This is a genomic window from Holdemanella porci (assembly GCF_019052655.1).
GTDB classification, from domain to species: domain Bacteria; phylum Bacillota_I; class Bacilli_A; order Erysipelotrichales; family Erysipelotrichaceae; genus Holdemanella; species Holdemanella hominis.
In genome coordinates, this window is the sequence record NZ_JAHQVB010000046.1 from 1 (window position 1) to 16,617 (window position 16,617).

Sequence of the window (16,617 nt, forward strand, 5' to 3'; positions counted from 1 at the left end):
GTTTTCTAAAAACTCCTTCATAATTTTGTCTTTTGATTTATTCATGTGATTTCATCACCCCTATCTCATATACGAAATAAATTGAGGTTTTCCAAAAAAGATGTATATTTTGATAATTTCACATAATTCAATCGGATTTCACAACATTTACCAAAGTTATACTAAATTTATGACAACATGGAATGTTATTCTATAAGTGCCTTAAAGATAAGGCAATGAATATAGAAATAAACCAATATTCATATCTCTCTCCTAAAAAATAATAATAAATAAAAAGGAACCATTCTAGACGCCAACACTAGAATGGTTTTCTTATTATCCTTCATATTCTGTTGTATATTCATTGTCTATCGCAAACGAATGATCCATCGGACCTGAGCCTTTGCCCAAATCAAGCATTGCTCCTAATGCCCCAGAAATATAGTCTTTTGCTCGTTTTACCGAAGTATCTAAATCATATCCCTTCACAAGATTTGATGCAATTGCGCTCGACAAAGTACAGCCCGTACCATGTGTATTTGAATTATTGATACGCTTCCCTTTAAACCAAGCATATGAATTGTTTCTATACAATAAATCATTCGCATCATTGATTTGATGACCACCCTTAACTAAAGTAGCGCACCCAAAATTTTCACTGATTTTTTTTGCCGCTTCAACCATACTAGCCTCATCCGTAATTTCCATTTCAGAAAGCACTTCTGCTTCCGGAATATTTGGAGTAATCAAAGTAGCTAAAGGCAACAATTCTTTTTTCAATGTTTCAATCGCATCCTCACTAATCAATCTAGCACCACTTGTCGCAACCATCACAGGATCAACGACAATATTTTCTGCCTTATATTCCTTTAGTTTCTTTGCGATCATTTCAATCAAACTAGAACTTGATACCATCCCAATCTTTACCGCATCCGGATAAATATCTGTAAATACCGCATCTAGCTGTTCACCCAAAAATTCAGGTGTTACATCCATAATACCCGTTACTCCCAATGTGTTTTGCGCTGTTAATGCCGTGATTGCACTTGTTGCGAACACATGGTTAGCACACATGGTTTTAATGTCTGCCTGAATGCCTGCTCCCCCACTCGAATCACTTCCCGCAATCGTTAATGCACTTTTCATTTAAATCTCTCCAATCTTTTATTTTAATCACTTTAAATCCGACTTTTTTCGCCACATCTATACAATAATCTGCATCCTCAAACACAATTATATCTTCTGGTCTTTGGTTTAAAACTTGTGCACATGCCAAATAAAAATCCGGATCATCTTTTGACTTATTCACCTTTGAACAAGTTATAATATCTTCAAAATAATTCAACACACCCAGTCTATTCAACGCAATTTTTACAAGTTCTTCATCACAACTTGTACCAATCACATTAATCGAATCATAATGTGAAATAAACTCTTTAAACCCAGGCATAAGGTTCACTTCATACTCATAAAAATCTGATATAAAATTCAATACCTCAGAAATGATTCGTTCTTCTTGTTTACTGATTTTATAATGATTCTTCAAGTATGTTGCGCTCTGTTCTAAACTCATATCTGAAACAATTTCATCAAGATTTTTTTCGGGAACCATTCCCAAACTTTGAACATATTGACTTGCCAAAGTATTCCATACTTCCATTGAATCCAGTATTGTTCCATCCACATCAAAAATTGAATAATTCATATTCTCTCCACCAAGAAAAAAAAGCTGCAGAAAACCAATCTGCAGCTCACTATCAAAAAGATATATTCCCTACGTTGGTATTATCCAAATCAGGTTATAGGGTCTAGGACAAACCTACTCTTAGCCTAAAATCTCCCCTTTTTTAACAGCAATATTATAAGTCTTTCGTCGCAACTAAATCAACACCCGTACCACAAATATCAGAAACAATTACATCTTCACGATGCACAGGTGCCTTCACAACCACACGGTTCAATTCCTTCATCACATCAAAAATCTTTTCCTTTGGAATGTCCCCGTTGGTTTTCACGCTCAATCTTTCAATCTCAGCACCCACAATTTTCACAGTACTTGTCACAACACGAGTTGGATGCGTACACTCTTTCTTTCCATAGATTGCACCTCTAGGACAACCATTTCCAGTTACTTTATAATCATTTTCTTCATCAACCTTTAAATGGCAACCCTTAGGACATGTTATACAAATTAACTCTCTCATTACGCATCCTCCTCAATAGATACAACCAATTCTTTATCTGCCTTTTCAAGCAATATTTTAGGAATTGATATCTTTTCCATTTCACTTGGAATCACATGTTCCTTTTTAAATTTCGCAATGATTGTATCCCCATCCTTCACAACAATATTTACCTGTTGCGTTGGTCTTCTTACACGGAAAGAAAGCTCAACACTCTTTTCTACATTATCCTTACGAATATATTGAGGAACTACATACGAAATATTATCTCCATTTATCGTCCTTACGAAACGATTCTTAGATACTTCGCCATTTGAAACATATCGACCAGCACCCATTCCAGCCGTTTCACTTTCCAAACTTACAAAATCCACTAAATCATGCACATGCACAACATTACCTGATGCGAATACCCCTTCCATAGAAGTCTCCATATTTTCATAAACAATAGGGCCATGTGTTCTTGGATCCATTTCAATGCCTAATGCATTCGACAATTCATTTTCTGGAATCAATCCAACTGACAACAATACGCAGTCACAATCAAATTCCATTTCTGTTCCTTCGATTGGATTTCTATTTTCATCCACCTTAGAAACAACAACCTTTTCCACTCTAGACTTACCCACAATATCCGTAATTGTATGACTTAAATACAATGGAATATCATAATCATGTAGACACTGAACAATATTACGATTCAAACCATTTGAGTACGGCATAACCTCAACAACAGCTAAAACTTTTGCGCCCTCCAAAGTCATTCTTCGCGCCATAATCAAACCAATGTCACCACTACCCAAAATCACAACTCTTTTACCTGGCATATACCCTTCAATATTTACATATCGCTGAGCTGCACCTGCCGTAAACACACCAGAAGCTCTAGTTCCTGGAATCGCAATTGCACCACGTGTTCTTTCACGACAACCCATATTTAAAATAATAGATTTAGCCTGTATCATTAAATATCCATGAATACTACTTGAACAATACACCATTTTATCTGGCGTAATCTCAATTACCATTGTATCCAATAAGATATCAATATCTGTTTTATCAACTTCATCAATATACTTTCCTGCATATTCAGGACCTGTTAATTCCTCTTTAAAGTGGTGTAAGCCAAAACCGTTATGAATACACTGATTTAAAATCCCACCAAGTTCCTTATCACGCTCAATAATCAAAACGGACTTGGCACCATTTTGTCTTGCGGCGATTGCACTGGCAAGACCAGCAGGGCCACCACCGATGACTACTACATCATACCTATTATTCATCACCATTCTCCTTTGTTCTTCCACACAAAATATAAGAACCGTTCTTATCCAAAACAATATCTAACTGACTAACACCCAACTCATTAGCTAGAATTTCCTGGACTCTAGGTCCACAGAATCCTGACTGACATCTTCCCATGCCAGCATTACATCGACGTTTGATTCCATCTAAACTAACTGGTTTGGGACTTCGACGAATCGCATCAAGGATCTCTCCCTCACTAATGGTTTCACAACGACAAATAATACGACCATACTCAGGATGTTTTTCAATATATTCTTTTCTTTGTTCATGTGACATTTCTTTAAAACGAACTACTTTTCTTGTAGAAACATAATTCTTTTTTAAATTTAAGAAATAGTCTTTTTCCTGCATCATTCTCACAATGTCTAATGCGATTGCACTCGCACTACTTAAGCCTGGACTTGCCATTCCGGCAATCAAGAAGAAATTATGTATATCTTTATCTTCGCCAATAATAAAATCTTTTGTATCACTTCTTGCACGCAATCCCGCAAACGTACGAATATTTTCTTGAAGCTTCATATTCGGTACGGATTTAACCGCATTTTCACGAATTATTTTTAATCCTGCAGACGTTGTCGAATAATCATCCGCATCCGTATTTGTACTTGTAGGACCCACAATTAAGTTTCCATCTACTGTAGGAGCTACCAATACACCCTTACCAATCTTTGTAGGGCATTGGAAAATAACATGATGAACCATGTTTCCTTGTGACTTATCTAATAAATAATATTCTCCTTTGTTTGGCGTAATCTTATAATCTGGTTTCTTAATAAGTCCAGTTACATGATCACACATAACACCCGCACAATTTACAACCAATGGAGCTTTGTATGTATCATTCACAATAAAGATATCTCCATCTTTTTTTATACTCGTAACCTCTTCATTCAAACGAAGCTCTACACCATTTTGAATTGCCACTTCACTTAATGCGATCGCAAACTGCCAAGGATTGATAATACATGCACTTGGCGCATATAAAGCGCTTGTACAGTCTGAATTTAAATTGGGTTCCATAACAGATAGCTCAGGCTGTTTAATAATACGCTGATTTTCAACACCATTTTGTACACCACGCTTATATAACATTTCAATGGTCCTATCATCCTCTTCACTAAATCCAACAACCAAAGAACCAATATTCTTACATGGAACATCTAAATCTTTACATAAAGAAGGAATAATTTTATTACCCCAAATATTATATTTTGCCATCAAAGTATTTGGCTCTGGATCATAGCCCGCATGAATAATTGCACTATTGGCCTTAGTTGTTTCATCTGCCACATCATTATTTTTTTCTAACCACAATACTTTTCCACTATATTTACTCAATTCAAAAGCTAAAGAGCATCCACTGATACCTGCTCCAATTATTATACAATCATACATAGTTCACACCTCTTTCAAAGTTACGATACGCTTATTTATATTTCATTTCAAATGTGTAAAAAAGTCTATTTTATTAATCAAAATATTGATTAATAGCTGGACAACCAAATAAAATAGTGTAAGATAAAAATAGATATCGATTAATGATTTGATTAGTAATCGATTTATTAATCAAAATAAATCAAAAGAGGTTTATTATGGGAAAAAGAAATAAAGTAACTACACGCGATATTGCCCAAGCCACAAATGTATCGCAATCCACTGTATCTATGATTCTAAGTGAGAATAAGAATGTATCTTTCAAAGAAGAAACAGTAAATCTCGTCAAAAAGACAGCCAAACAAATGGGATATAAAAAGCCAGAAGTTAAAAAAAGGTATTCAAACGCAAAAAATACGATTGTCGTGATTTGTTCCAACTTATCCAATTCGTATTATTCTATGGTTGTTTCAAGTATCATTGAACAGGCGAGTAAGACAAAAACACAAATCTTTACTATTTCTACATTGCGAAAAGATGATCTTGAAAAGCACGCCCTTTCCAACTTAAAACTATTAAAACCATGTGGAATCATTCTTCTATATCCCCCAAAATTTGTTGATGAATGGAATACACTTTCCAAACAAATACCGTGCATTATTATCGGGGATAAACCAAAAAAACTTGATTGTGATTCCATCGAACTCAACAGTTTTAAATGTGGTAAATTATTAGGTACCCATTTAAAACAGTTAGGACACAAAAAGATTGCGTATATATCAAGTCCATTAGATACAACGGAAATTGGACGAAACGAAAGATATGAAGGAGTTAAAAGTGTCTTGTCAAATACACAAGTATTTTTTAACTCGTCTAAACAATTTGAATTATACCCCATCGAAAAAAGAGAATACGAAAATGGGTATCGTTTAACGAAACAAATCTTAAGTGATAAATACGATGCCTATATTGGAAATAATGACATGACGGCCTTAGGCATCGTAGCCTGTTTAAAAGATCACAACATTAAAACAAGTGTAGCCGGATTTGACAATATTCCTGAAGCTGATTTTCCTCAAATACAATTGACCACGGTAGACCACGGTGCTTGTGAAAAAGGAAAAGAAGCCGTTGATATTCTTTTAGAACAAACAAAAAGCGAACGAAAACGTATCGTCCATATGGAATATGAACCACAGTTAATCATTCGCTTATCTACTTTTAATCGCAAGAAATCATCATCTCAATAATTTTATCATTCGTTTGAAGCATTCCTTGAGAACCAAGTGTTCCAATATTTTGAATTGTTTCATCCACACTATGAGCAACGATTCCATCGCCTGCATAGAATTGTTGCTTATTTTTATACATATAGTACCCCATAATACCAGCATCTACACTAGAAGCAATCTTAGCTGCACAACTAGCCTTAGCCCCATCACAAATCGTACCCGAAAGGATGGCTAATGCGTTGACAATCGTATGCTGAATTTCTTTATAGGTTCCATTATGTAAATAGGCAATACCAGCACCCGCAGCAGCTCCAGAACTAACAGCACCACAAAATGCCGATAAAGTACCAATACCTGTTTTAATGTAAATAGCTGTTAAGTTGGATAAAACCAAAGCACGATACAATTGTTTTTGCGTACAATCTAATTCTTTGGCATACACAACAACAGGCACACAACAAGTAATCCCCTGATTTCCACTTCCTGAATTGATCACAACTGGAAGTTCACACCCATTCATTCTTGCGTCGGATCCAGCCGCCGCATAAGCTTTGGCCCTTGTCTTTACACAATCTGAATCCATATTCAAGATCACATGACCAATGTTTGCACCATACGAATTATGAATCCCCTCATTTGCGATGGCCATGTTACAAGCGATTTGACGATCTAGTATTTCTTTTACATCATCAATATCCACAGTTTGTGAAAAATCCCAAATCTGTTTCATAATCAAAGCACTGTGATCGGCTTTAAGTTCTAAACTCGTCGTCTTATCTTCAAAAATAACTTGCCAGTTTTTTTCAATTTGTACAATATTCGTATGCGTATCTACAATACGAACACTGGCATGTTCTTGTTCATAATACACATGGATTTCTAAATCGAATACATGCCCTTGTTCAATGTGCTGTACGGTAATATTTGTATTTTGAACATATTCAGGCAATTCTTCAATTTGTTCACGTGTTGCCCTAGAAAGCACTTCAAGTTTTGCGTCGGCATCCCCATATAGAGCTCCTGCAGCAGCTGCAACTTCAATCCCTTTTAAGCCATTTGTATGAGGTACAATCACACTCTTAACATTTTTTATAATACTGCCACTTGCCTTAACAACAATACGATCTGGTAAATGATCTAGCACTTGCGTTGCCTTAGCACACGCATAACTAATCGCAATAGGCTCTGTACAGCCCATAGCCATCACTAATTCTTCTTTTAATATTTGTACATAAATCGAATATAATGAATCCTCTTTATTCATCTTCTTTCACCCATACACACGCCAATTTGTGATCTTCCATTTCTGTCATGCCAAAATAAATTGTATCCTTTTCTTTTACACCAAAATTCTGATGTAAAGCCGTTAATACAGTTCCGTACATCTTTCCATCTTGTATTCCTTCCAGACGAACCCAACATGCCTCTACATCTTTTCCTTCGTCTAGAAAATACACCATGATATCATCTGGATACTCTAAATGTCTTGATGGATCCAACTCTTTATATAAACGAAGTTCTTCTAATTCCTTAGAAACTTCTGTGGCCTTTTCGACCATATCAATCTTATCCTGGAACAATTCCACATTCACATTATCCAAGATTTGAATATCCATTTCCTGCACATCAAAACGAGGAATCTTGCACGATACACCAATCGGTACAATGCGATATTCAATATTGCGTTTCTTTGTTTCCAAAGCTACGATTTCAAAAATAAAGCCCGCATTATGATCGATATAACCATACATTAATGCGCCATATAGATTATTTAGCTTTAACCCCATCTTCTCTAAAAGCTTAACCATTTTCATGCCGTGGATTTCCACCATTTTCTGATCCATGTCACGAAAACTCATTTCATATACTTTCATCTACTCACCCTCATACACATCTTTTAATTCTTCAAAGTTATATTCCAACACCTTATTCAATTCAACGATATCTAAATCTTCATCTACTGGAAAATCCGAAAGTCTCATCTCATTGGCTTCGACATATTCTTTAAACAATTCCATTGACTGATAATAATAATTCTGAAACTCTTTAAAACCATCCCATATCGCAAAGCCACGACCATTGACCACATTCGCATCTTCTTCTATATCATCCACTTTTTCAACTTGAATTTCAATCTCAAAAGGCTCTTCTAAATCATAAACCATCTTAAATGTATCTCCCTCTTTGAAATCAGGCTGGATTGATGAAGCACAAGGTAACTTATTAAATTGTTCATCCTCACAATTTGGGCATACAAAAGGGATACCATTCACTTCAATCACAAAGTCCGCATATTCTTCAGACAAATAAGACGCTAATGTATAATAAGCTAAATCCGCTAAAGATAATGAGTTAGGTAAACTCATGTATCGATACATTAAATTATTAAACCCCAATACTTCTGTATATACTTTTATCATGATTGACTTACCTCTACTGAATAATTTCCAAAATGAATATTGGCTTTTCCATACTCTTTAACAAGTTCATAACGAATCTTTGCGAGCATATCAAAACCATCTAGACTTGTCTTACTTGGAACAACAACACGTAGATCAATGCCGGTTGTAGAAAAATTGATTACTTTTACTTCAATTGGAGTTTCACTTTCAATATCATATTCTCCCATTGTCTTGTCAACTAAACTCTTTAAAATATCTATCGCCAAATCAATATCCGTTCCATAAGAAACCTCAATTTCTAAATAGTTATTCTTTCGCGCATCCTGAAAAAATGCATTTTCAATCGTAGCCGAATTCAATGTTGAGTTTGGCACAATAATACGATTACTTTCATACGTACGAATGATCGTATGACGAAAACGAATACTTTCAACATACCCAATCAATTCACCTTGATTGACTTTAATTAAATCGCCCTCGACAAATGGTTTAAATGTTAAAATCATTAAACCACTACATAGATTTCCAAAGGCATCTTTAGCAGCAACACCTAAAACTAAGGCAACCACTCCACTGGATGCAGCAAGATAGGACATAATAGGTTTGGTCTGTTCAAATTGTCCAAGAAAAATCATTCCATTAATAAAAACCAAAACATATTTTATTAATCTGGCAAAACTTGCCTTATTTGTGACATCCTTTTTATATAATACTTTACGAATTCCTTTATAGATTCCAATAGAAACTATAACAGAACCAATAGTAACAATAACAATTGATTTCATCTAAATCATCTCCAATACAATTTTTTCTGTTCCTCTGTCGTTTGATCAATAAACTTCTTCTTTGTGTATAAAAACTCTTCTAAATCCATATAAATATGTAGAAGCATCGCCTTTGATTCAAATTCAATTCGACTTTCAGGAAGAGCCTCACTCTGTTTGTCTTTCAACATTTTATGAAGCGAACTAATTTGAGGCTGAGGATCATTTTTTTCATGAATAAACGGAATTAAATATTCAATATAATTCGCCAATTCATGCGCCTCTTTTGGCATTTCACGAATCTTTCGAATTTTATAATGCAGCATATGCAGAATATCGCACTGTAAAGCACGCATCTCAAAATAACGAATATAATAATCTGGCAAATTCGTAAACGTATTATCCTGATATTCCATCGCAATATGAATATATTTTTCAGCTTGCTCTTTAATATCCTCTAATTCTTTCCAAATTGTTGTATTTCTTTCCTCACTTTGAATATAATGAACAATTTGATACATCAAGCTCTGAATCTTGTCCTCCATATAAATCATACAAGAATTCAAATACTCTTCTTCTCCACTATAATCATGAACCAAATTCAATAAGAATGCGATAATGGCACCAATTAAAATCAAATAAAACTCATTCATCATGAAGTGAAGACTAAAATCCAAATAACTCAAGTAATGCACGGCAATCATCGCATTTACACTTAAAGTATTCTGACATTTCATTTTCTCACTATACCCAACTAAGCACGCAATCACAAGTCCAAAGGCTATCCAATGGCTTGGAATAAGTTCAAAGAAAATAAAACAGAATAGAATTGTCACAAAGAATGTGGAAATTCTTCTAAGAACAAGCTTCACCGTCCCCCACTTTGTCGTCAACAAAGACAATAGTGCAATCGTTCCAGCACTTGTTGGATTATCCAACTTAAAAAAGTAGGCTAATATAATTGCGATGGCACTTCCTACGCCTATTTTAAGTGATAGTATCAATACTCTTTTTGTTTCTCTTTTCATATGCTTACATTTTATGCGAAATCAAAAAAAAGGACAATATTAATTGTCACTTCTTATGACTATATAAGAATATACCAGGGTTTAGATCTGCTTTAAGATTACATGGGGCAGAGTGCTAGGCAGCTAAACAATCGCTCCAAAGTATTTTGGGGCTTTTTTAGTGCCAGTAGCTATATATTTGTTGATTTTCAATAAGGTAAATATACGCTATTATAGAAATATAAGATTATTGTTGTACATTTATGTTCTTCATTCAGATATAAATGTCTTTCAGGATTATATGAATGAAACTCGTATTATTTTGTTTTGAAACGCACCTTTAATTACTGTTTTATCGTTTCAAAAGATACAGGAGTAATTACTGTAGAACAGAAAAGAATCAACAATGCACTTGTGGAGAATCGTAATGTGATTATCAAATTAGTTACGAAAACAGCCAATGGCTATCGCAACTGGAATCGATTCAGAAATAGATGTATGTTGATCTTAGAAAAAGGTATTGATTTTGAAATCGGCAAGAATAACGGAAGCATTAAAATAATTGAAAAAAAGACCCGGACAACAAAATGTTGTCCGAGCCCAATATCAGCTATAAACCGTTTTGGGGTATATGCCGTACCTTAAAATCTTGGAGAGCAAATTCACCTAACCCCATCCAAATTTATTGCGCCAATATAAATTAGTTCAACGCTCAAAAAAGGAACCCATATTTGAGTTCCTTAGTCATAAAATTTATAAATTTGTACTTAAATCTTCTCCATTTGTCTCAATAACATGTTTATACCAGTAGAAGCTATCCTTCTTCAAACGTTTACCAGAGCCTTTTCCTAAGTCATCTAAGTCTACATAAATATATCCGTATCGTTTACTCATTTCTGCACTTGATGAAGAAACAATATCAATTGGTCCCCAGCTTAAATATGCTAAAATATCAACACCATCTTTTACACATTCTTTTAATTGTTCAATATGTTGTTGTAAATATTCAATACGATATGGATCATGAATTGAGCCATCTTCTTCAACTGTATCTAAAGCTCCCAATCCGTTTTCAGCTATCATCAAAGGAATTTCATAACGATCCCACAATTGACTCAAACAATTATAGAAGCCTAATGGATCTGCTCTCCATTCCCAAGGTGTTGGTTTTAAATAAGGATTCTTTTCTGCTTTAAACGGAGTTCCATCATCTGTTTCATGGTTGAATACATGTGAAGTATAATATGAAATTGCCAAGAATTGCATCTTATTATTTCTTAAAAGTTCTTCATCTCCTTCTTCAAATTTTAAATCAATATTCTTTTCTTTAAAATAACGTAAAGCATAGACTGGATATTCTCCACGAAGTTGTACATCCGAAAAGAAATATTGTTGCATTCTATTCTTCTTCAAAGTACCTACAATATCTTCTGGGTTGCAACTCTTAGGATATAAAGTACCATCCGCAAGCATTGTTCCCAATACAGCTTCTGGATCAATTTTTTTAGCTAATTCAACTACTTTAGCACCAGCCACAAACTGATTATGAACAGCTTGATACATCAATTCTTCCATATTTTCTGCTTCATCATCATATAATCCTAATGATCCAAATTGCACTGTTGGTAGTAAATTCACTTGATTACAAACAATCCAATACTTTACTTTACCCTTATATCGTTCTAAAAGGACCTTTGCATATCGAACAAAGAAATCAATCATTTTCTTGTTTCCAAATCCACCATATGCTGTAATCAAATGCAATGGAATATCATAGTGTGACATAGTCATGATTGGTTCCATGCCATCCTTAATGATTTCATCAATCAAATGATCATAGAATTCAAGACCCTTTTCATTTGGTTCTAATTCATCTCCATTCGGAAAAATTCTTGACCAAGAAATACTTGTACGAAATGCCTTAAATCCCATTTCCTTCATTAAAGCTAAATCACTTTTGTACGTGTGATAAAAATCAATTCCATAACGCTTTGGATAATAAGATTCCTTATCTTCAATTCGTCTATATATTCCAGCTAATGTGTCTCCACCTTCTTTAGCAATATTTGCTCTATCTAAATTTTTATCATAAGCATGAATATCTGAAGATGATAATCCTCTACCATCTACATCATAAGCTCCTTCGATTTGGCAAGCTGCAACAGCACCTCCCCACAAAAAGCCATCTTTAAATCCTGTTGGTACTTGTTTCATTTTTCATTTCCTCCATATACTAAATTAGGCGCATGTATAAATCATTTGCCTATATTTTATTAAGATTCTAAATCTGTCCCTTGTGATTGAATCACTTTTTGATACCAATAGAATGAATCTTTACGGATTCGGGCACATTCTTTTGGATCATCATCTGTTCTGTCTACATAAATAAATCCATAACGTTTCTTTACGCCATTACTTGTTGATAATAAATCTAAAGCTGACCATGGACAATAAGCCAAAACTTCAACTCCATAATCCATCGCTTTTTTCATCGCCTTAATGTGAGCTCTTAAATAATCGATACGATATTCATCATGAATCTTTCCATCTTCCGTTAATTCATCATAAGCTCCTAAACCATTTTCTGTAATCATCAATGGTTTTTCATAACGACAATAAATATCTCGGAAAATATATTCCAATCCTGTTGGATCAATTGCCCAATCCCAATCAGTAGTATCTAGATTTGGATTTTTACACATTTCAAAGAAACCTGGTTGTGTTTCATATCCTGACATTTCACCTTTTTTACCAGAACGATTTACACCCGCAAAACAAATTTCTTTTCCTTCACCTTCAGGGCATGCCTTTGCACATTCACTTGCATAATAATTCAATGCCAAGAAATCTGAATATCCTTCTTTAATCAATTCCATATCTCCAGGTTCAATTTTTGGTGCCATCCCCGTTTTTTCCAAATAAATCATAGCTGACTTTGTATAATGACCCTTGAAATAAATATCTAAATAATATTGATTATGTAGATCGTTCGCGTTTTGAGCAGCCATTACATCTTCTGGTTTTGATGTTAATGGATAAACTGGAGCATAACCAATGGCAGCACCAACTAGTCCATTTGGAACCAATTCATGTACTAGCTTACATGCGATTGCATGTGCTAAATTCATATGATGATTAATTTGATAACGAATTTGATTATTACCCTTATATTTTTCTGGAATATAACACTTCTGTTCGATAAACTGAACGATAATGCTTTGCTCATTGATTGTTGTCCAATATTTTACTTTATCCTTAAATTCATTGATGACATATCGAGCATAGTATTCAAAATCTTTTACAACTTCTCGACTGATCCAACCATCATACTTATCCACTAATGCCATTGGTAAATCGTAGTGATATAAAGTTACAATTGGTTCAATATCATTTGCCTTTAGTTCATCAATTAAATCACGATAATATTGAATACCCTCTTCATTAACAGGGCCTGTTCCATCTGGGAACACTCTGGACCACGCAATTGAGAAACGATATGCTTTAAATCCCATTTCTTTCATTAAAGCAACGTCTTCTTTATAATGATGATATTCATCACTTGCGATTTCTGCAGTCGCAAAGCCAAATTTTTCGTAACTATCTTTATTAATAACATCTTGTTGGCTTAATTTTTTACCATGAGTAGTTGCTGCACCTTCTACTTGATAAGCACTAGTAGCAGCTCCCCATAAAAATTCTTTAGGAAATTTATTATCCATGTATATTGCCTCCTACATATTACTTTTTATTATTTTTAAAATATCAATCATCTCTGTACTCATATTGATTTCAGACATAATTGTCATTAAAGTATCTTGAGCATGGGCAAACAACATTGAATATTCATACTTTTCCCCGCTCATTTCATTTTGCACTGTCTCTGTTTGAGCTTTGTGAGCTAACGTAATACACTCATTTGCCTGTTTCATCTCTTCTTGTGCTAAATCAAAGTCAAATTGTTTAGCTGCCTTTAAAGCTTCCGTTGCATGATTTCGAGCATCTCCAGCATGCAAAATAATCTGCATCGCCACTTGTACTAATTCATTTTGTTCATCCATACTCATACTACCTCTCTATTATTTTTCTAATTTATTCATTTTCTGCTGCTTCTTCAGCTAATTTTGTTTTTTCATAAGTCTTAAAGAATGGGAACCATATTGCCAAGTAAATCACAAATAATACAGCCCACCATAATAAAGCTCTCATATCTTCTGTAATCATAACACTACAGATTGGTGCAGGAATTTGTCCTACCTGAATCATTTTTGAAGGGATATTTAATAAACCTGAACTCATTAAGATCCATACATATACTGGTCCAATAATTGAATTTAACCAAGCAGGAATCATTAATACTGGATTCATTACAACTTTTCCACCATACATAACCGGTTCATTGATATTGAAAATTGAAGGAACAATAAATACTCGTCCTAATGTTTTTAATTGTTTTGATTTAGAAAAGCACATTAATACATTTAAACCTAAAGTAGCACACATACCACCCATAGTAATAAATGCCAATGTAAATACAGATTCACTTGTAACAATATTTGTTGCAACTCCACCTGCTGCAACTGCATCAATATTAGCTTGAATACCAGCCATGAAAATAGGTGTTGTAACTGCACCAAATGTCCAGCTCGAAATACCTAAAGTATAGAAGAATGCCGGTATTAAACAAATCAAGATAAATCCTGGTAATGTTTGACCAATACTAGCTAATGGCATAAATGCTGCAATGACTAATGAATATACATCTAATTTTAAAACATTTACTAAAACCATTGCGATACCTAGAGTAATAAGGTTTGGAACGATTGTATTGATCCAAGCTGTAACGAAATCTGGACAACTATTGTCTTGTAAGAAATGAAGTTTTCCCCATAAATGGAAAATCGTTCCTACATATAAGCCTACAATCAATCCTACTGCAATACCTGCAGCTCCTAAATTACCCATTAAACTTGAAATACTATCAGCATTATCGCCTAATGGCATCGCAACCATTAACAATGTGCCCACTGCACATAAACCAGCATTGATCACATAGTCTGGATGGCCTAATTTTTCCATTAACTGGTTTCCCATCATAAATGCTACGATAACTGTAATAATACCAAAGCTATAAGTTAAAATCGGACCTAAATCTGGTAACACAGGTACAAATGATTTGATAACGTTATAGAAATAAATAACTGATCCCGTTAAAATGAATGGGATAATTTTTTGCATTGTAGAAGCAAATGCTGCAATAAATGGTCTACTAAATAGTTTATTGGCTTTTGGTACAAATGAATCTTCAAGCCAATTCATAAATTTGTTCATATTTTTATTCTCCTAATCATCTTTACTAATTTATTCTCTTTGTTATACAATATTCAAAGAGAAGTCTTTCACATGTAGATTTCTTTTTAGCTAAGATTGCCGTCTTAGCTTTTTTATTCGCCTTTTGCGATTTTTTGTGCAAATTCAATCAATCCATTTGAATCTAAAGAACCATAGATTTTTTCTGGAATCACACCAACACGCACACCATAAGGCTTACCGATTTCTTGGAATTTCTCCAAGTCCTTTGCATAATGTGGTCCAAGTAACATTACATCAATACTACTCATAAAGTCTGCAGCTTCTGCATAGCTTCTAGCTTCAATTGTCATTGGAAGTTTTTGTTTCTTAATTACTTTTCTAGCTCCACTTGCTAAAAAGCCACTAGACATACCAGCACCACAACAAAGTAACACTCTCAAGTTTTCCATATATTTTTCTCCTTTCGTTGTTTGCTTTTGACACCTACATTATCTGCATTCTTGAAATTCCTATCAACTTCACTTTTGCACTCTAACGTGCACCAATATCAAATATAAATTTGCACTTAAAAGTGCAATTCATGTAATTCATCATTTGCACCTTAAAGTGAAATATGTAAATCGACAAAATATTTTACAGTCGATATAATAATCTATGTATATATATTCACAAAAGAGAGGTATTGTCATGAAAAAGAAAGAACAAGAACTTCTAAACTATTTATCAGAATTCAACAAACCTGTTCGAAGTACAGAAATTGCGAATGCATTAGATATTTCTGTACGTTCTGTTAAAAACTATGTTCACAATATAAACTCACTATATGGTAAAAATATCATTCTTTCATCTAGAAATGGATATGAATTAAATCTACAAAACAATTACTCTTTAGTTCTAACCAATAGTAGTGAACAGATTCCTCAAACTCTTGAAGAACGTTCTTTTTTTATCATTAAACAACTTGTTTTAAATCATAGTGCACATATTGAAATCTTTGATTTGATGTTAGCATATAAATAGGACTAGTCAAAAAGAGAAAATTTACACCAGTGGTA

The 16,617-nt window shown here is 34.0% G+C and carries 18 protein-coding genes; 3 read left to right on the forward strand and 15 right to left on the reverse strand.

What is annotated here, in order from left to right:
* Positions 1-315: 315 nt before the first annotated feature.
* The 5 genes from thiD to KTQ83_RS08580 form a co-directional block, all read right to left on the reverse strand.
* The gene (thiD, locus tag KTQ83_RS08560; protein ID WP_217256568.1) at positions 316-1,125 is read right to left on the reverse strand and encodes a bifunctional hydroxymethylpyrimidine kinase/phosphomethylpyrimidine kinase; all 810 of its coding nucleotides are present in this window, start codon (positions 1,123-1,125) and stop codon (positions 316-318) included.
* Positions 1,094-1,684, reverse strand: coding sequence for an HAD family hydrolase (locus tag KTQ83_RS08565; RefSeq protein ID WP_117926767.1), 591 nt, complete (start codon positions 1,682-1,684; stop codon positions 1,094-1,096). The genes thiD and KTQ83_RS08565 overlap by 32 nt, the downstream gene beginning before the upstream one ends.
* A gap of 154 nt (positions 1,685-1,838) precedes the next feature.
* Positions 1,839-2,183, reverse strand: a complete 345-nt coding sequence (locus KTQ83_RS08570; protein WP_117926768.1) for a DUF1667 domain-containing protein — start codon at positions 2,181-2,183, stop codon at positions 1,839-1,841.
* Positions 2,183-3,445 carry an NAD(P)/FAD-dependent oxidoreductase gene (locus KTQ83_RS08575; protein WP_217256567.1) on the reverse strand — a complete coding sequence of 421 codons (1,263 nt, stop codon included), beginning with the start codon at positions 3,443-3,445 and terminating at the stop codon, positions 2,183-2,185. The genes KTQ83_RS08570 and KTQ83_RS08575 overlap by 1 nt, the downstream gene beginning before the upstream one ends.
* Positions 3,438-4,868 carry an NAD(P)/FAD-dependent oxidoreductase gene (locus KTQ83_RS08580; RefSeq protein ID WP_117926770.1) on the reverse strand — a complete coding sequence of 477 codons (1,431 nt, stop codon included), beginning with the start codon at positions 4,866-4,868 and terminating at the stop codon, positions 3,438-3,440. Before KTQ83_RS08580 ends, KTQ83_RS08575 begins: the two co-directional genes overlap by 8 nt.
* Before the next feature lie 197 nt (positions 4,869-5,065).
* Between KTQ83_RS08580 and KTQ83_RS08585 the strand changes: the two genes are divergently transcribed.
* On the forward strand, positions 5,066-6,097 hold the full coding sequence (locus KTQ83_RS08585) for a LacI family DNA-binding transcriptional regulator (protein WP_186998723.1): 1,032 nt from the start codon (positions 5,066-5,068) through the stop codon (positions 6,095-6,097).
* Here the strand turns inward: KTQ83_RS08585 and KTQ83_RS08590 are convergent.
* The 5 genes from KTQ83_RS08590 to KTQ83_RS08610 are packed head-to-tail and all read right to left on the reverse strand — an operon-like array spanning position 6,069 to position 10,273.
* Positions 6,069-7,343 carry an L-cysteine desulfidase family protein gene (locus KTQ83_RS08590; RefSeq protein ID WP_217256566.1) on the reverse strand — a complete coding sequence of 425 codons (1,275 nt, stop codon included), beginning with the start codon at positions 7,341-7,343 and terminating at the stop codon, positions 6,069-6,071. The two genes, KTQ83_RS08585 and KTQ83_RS08590, sit on opposite strands and share 29 nt — an antisense overlap.
* Positions 7,336-7,953 carry a hypothetical protein gene (locus tag KTQ83_RS08595; RefSeq protein ID WP_117926759.1) on the reverse strand — a complete coding sequence of 206 codons (618 nt, stop codon included), beginning with the start codon at positions 7,951-7,953 and terminating at the stop codon, positions 7,336-7,338. Before KTQ83_RS08595 ends, KTQ83_RS08590 begins: the two co-directional genes overlap by 8 nt.
* Entirely contained in the window at positions 7,954-8,499 is a 546-nt protein-coding gene (locus tag KTQ83_RS08600; protein WP_117926758.1) for a hypothetical protein, read from the reverse strand.
* A complete protein-coding gene (locus KTQ83_RS08605) occupies positions 8,496-9,266 on the reverse strand; it encodes a mechanosensitive ion channel family protein (RefSeq protein ID WP_117926757.1) in 771 nt (256 codons plus the stop codon). Before KTQ83_RS08605 ends, KTQ83_RS08600 begins: the two co-directional genes overlap by 4 nt.
* A 5-nt stretch (positions 9,267-9,271) precedes the next feature.
* Positions 9,272-10,273 carry an aromatic acid exporter family protein gene (locus tag KTQ83_RS08610; RefSeq protein ID WP_186998718.1) on the reverse strand — a complete coding sequence of 334 codons (1,002 nt, stop codon included), beginning with the start codon at positions 10,271-10,273 and terminating at the stop codon, positions 9,272-9,274.
* A 306-nt stretch (positions 10,274-10,579) separates the two neighbouring features.
* On the opposite strand from KTQ83_RS08610, the gene KTQ83_RS08615 reads away from it, so the two are divergent.
* A complete protein-coding gene (locus KTQ83_RS08615) occupies positions 10,580-10,897 on the forward strand; it encodes a transposase (RefSeq protein ID WP_217256565.1) in 318 nt (105 codons plus the stop codon).
* Positions 10,898-11,005: 108 nt separating this feature from the next.
* Here KTQ83_RS08615 and KTQ83_RS08620 read toward each other — a convergent pair whose 3' ends face one another.
* The 5 genes from KTQ83_RS08620 to KTQ83_RS08640 form a co-directional block, all read right to left on the reverse strand.
* The gene (locus KTQ83_RS08620; protein WP_217256564.1) at positions 11,006-12,466 is read right to left on the reverse strand and encodes a glycoside hydrolase family 1 protein; all 1,461 of its coding nucleotides are present in this window, start codon (positions 12,464-12,466) and stop codon (positions 11,006-11,008) included.
* A gap of 59 nt (positions 12,467-12,525) precedes the next feature.
* Complete coding sequence (locus KTQ83_RS08625; protein WP_217256563.1) at positions 12,526-13,971, reverse strand: glycoside hydrolase family 1 protein; 1,446 nt, start codon at positions 13,969-13,971, stop codon at positions 12,526-12,528.
* 12 nt (positions 13,972-13,983) lie between these two features.
* Positions 13,984-14,310 (reverse strand): PTS lactose/cellobiose transporter subunit IIA, encoded by a 327-nt coding sequence (locus tag KTQ83_RS08630; RefSeq protein ID WP_117571798.1) that lies wholly within the window; start codon positions 14,308-14,310, stop codon positions 13,984-13,986.
* A 31-nt stretch (positions 14,311-14,341) separates the two neighbouring features.
* The gene (locus KTQ83_RS08635; protein WP_217256562.1) at positions 14,342-15,580 is read right to left on the reverse strand and encodes a PTS sugar transporter subunit IIC; all 1,239 of its coding nucleotides are present in this window, start codon (positions 15,578-15,580) and stop codon (positions 14,342-14,344) included.
* 113 nt (positions 15,581-15,693) lie between these two features.
* Positions 15,694-16,011 (reverse strand): PTS sugar transporter subunit IIB, encoded by a 318-nt coding sequence (locus KTQ83_RS08640; RefSeq protein WP_217256561.1) that lies wholly within the window; start codon positions 16,009-16,011, stop codon positions 15,694-15,696.
* 238 nt (positions 16,012-16,249) lie between these two features.
* Here KTQ83_RS08640 and KTQ83_RS08645 point away from each other — a divergent pair, with 238 nt between their 5' ends.
* A complete protein-coding gene (locus KTQ83_RS08645) occupies positions 16,250-16,582 on the forward strand; it encodes a helix-turn-helix domain-containing protein (protein WP_217256560.1) in 333 nt (110 codons plus the stop codon).
* The last annotated feature ends 35 nt before the right edge of the window (positions 16,583-16,617 follow it).

Excerpts from the sequence above, each read along its gene's own strand:
- KTQ83_RS08595 (WP_117926759.1), bottom strand. The coding sequence starts at position 7,953 with ATGAAAGTATATGAAATGAGTTTTCGTGACATGGATCAGAAAATGGTG.
- KTQ83_RS08635 (WP_217256562.1), bottom strand. The coding sequence starts at position 15,580 with ATGAACAAATTTATGAATTGGCTTGAAGATTCATTTGTACCAAAAGCC.
- KTQ83_RS08590 (WP_217256566.1), bottom strand. The coding sequence starts at position 7,343 with ATGAATAAAGAGGATTCATTATATTCGATTTATGTACAAATATTAAAA.
- KTQ83_RS08610 (WP_186998718.1), bottom strand. The coding sequence starts at position 10,273 with ATGAAAAGAGAAACAAAAAGAGTATTGATACTATCACTTAAAATAGGC.
- KTQ83_RS08605 (WP_117926757.1), bottom strand. The coding sequence starts at position 9,266 with ATGAAATCAATTGTTATTGTTACTATTGGTTCTGTTATAGTTTCTATT.
- KTQ83_RS08630 (WP_117571798.1), bottom strand. The coding sequence starts at position 14,310 with ATGGATGAACAAAATGAATTAGTACAAGTGGCGATGCAGATTATTTTG.
- KTQ83_RS08625 (WP_217256563.1), bottom strand. The coding sequence starts at position 13,971 with ATGGATAATAAATTTCCTAAAGAATTTTTATGGGGAGCTGCTACTAGT.
- thiD (WP_217256568.1), bottom strand. The coding sequence starts at position 1,125 with ATGAAAAGTGCATTAACGATTGCGGGAAGTGATTCGAGTGGGGGAGCA.
- KTQ83_RS08585 (WP_186998723.1), top strand. The coding sequence starts at position 5,066 with ATGGGAAAAAGAAATAAAGTAACTACACGCGATATTGCCCAAGCCACA.
- KTQ83_RS08645 (WP_217256560.1), top strand. The coding sequence starts at position 16,250 with ATGAAAAAGAAAGAACAAGAACTTCTAAACTATTTATCAGAATTCAAC.
- KTQ83_RS08570 (WP_117926768.1), bottom strand. The coding sequence starts at position 2,183 with ATGAGAGAGTTAATTTGTATAACATGTCCTAAGGGTTGCCATTTAAAG.
- KTQ83_RS08580 (WP_117926770.1), bottom strand. The coding sequence starts at position 4,868 with ATGTATGATTGTATAATAATTGGAGCAGGTATCAGTGGATGCTCTTTA.
- KTQ83_RS08600 (WP_117926758.1), bottom strand. The coding sequence starts at position 8,499 with ATGATAAAAGTATATACAGAAGTATTGGGGTTTAATAATTTAATGTAT.
- KTQ83_RS08565 (WP_117926767.1), bottom strand. The coding sequence starts at position 1,684 with ATGAATTATTCAATTTTTGATGTGGATGGAACAATACTGGATTCAATG.
- KTQ83_RS08575 (WP_217256567.1), bottom strand. The coding sequence starts at position 3,445 with ATGAATAATAGGTATGATGTAGTAGTCATCGGTGGTGGCCCTGCTGGT.
- KTQ83_RS08640 (WP_217256561.1), bottom strand. The coding sequence starts at position 16,011 with ATGGAAAACTTGAGAGTGTTACTTTGTTGTGGTGCTGGTATGTCTAGT.
- KTQ83_RS08620 (WP_217256564.1), bottom strand. The coding sequence starts at position 12,466 with ATGAAACAAGTACCAACAGGATTTAAAGATGGCTTTTTGTGGGGAGGT.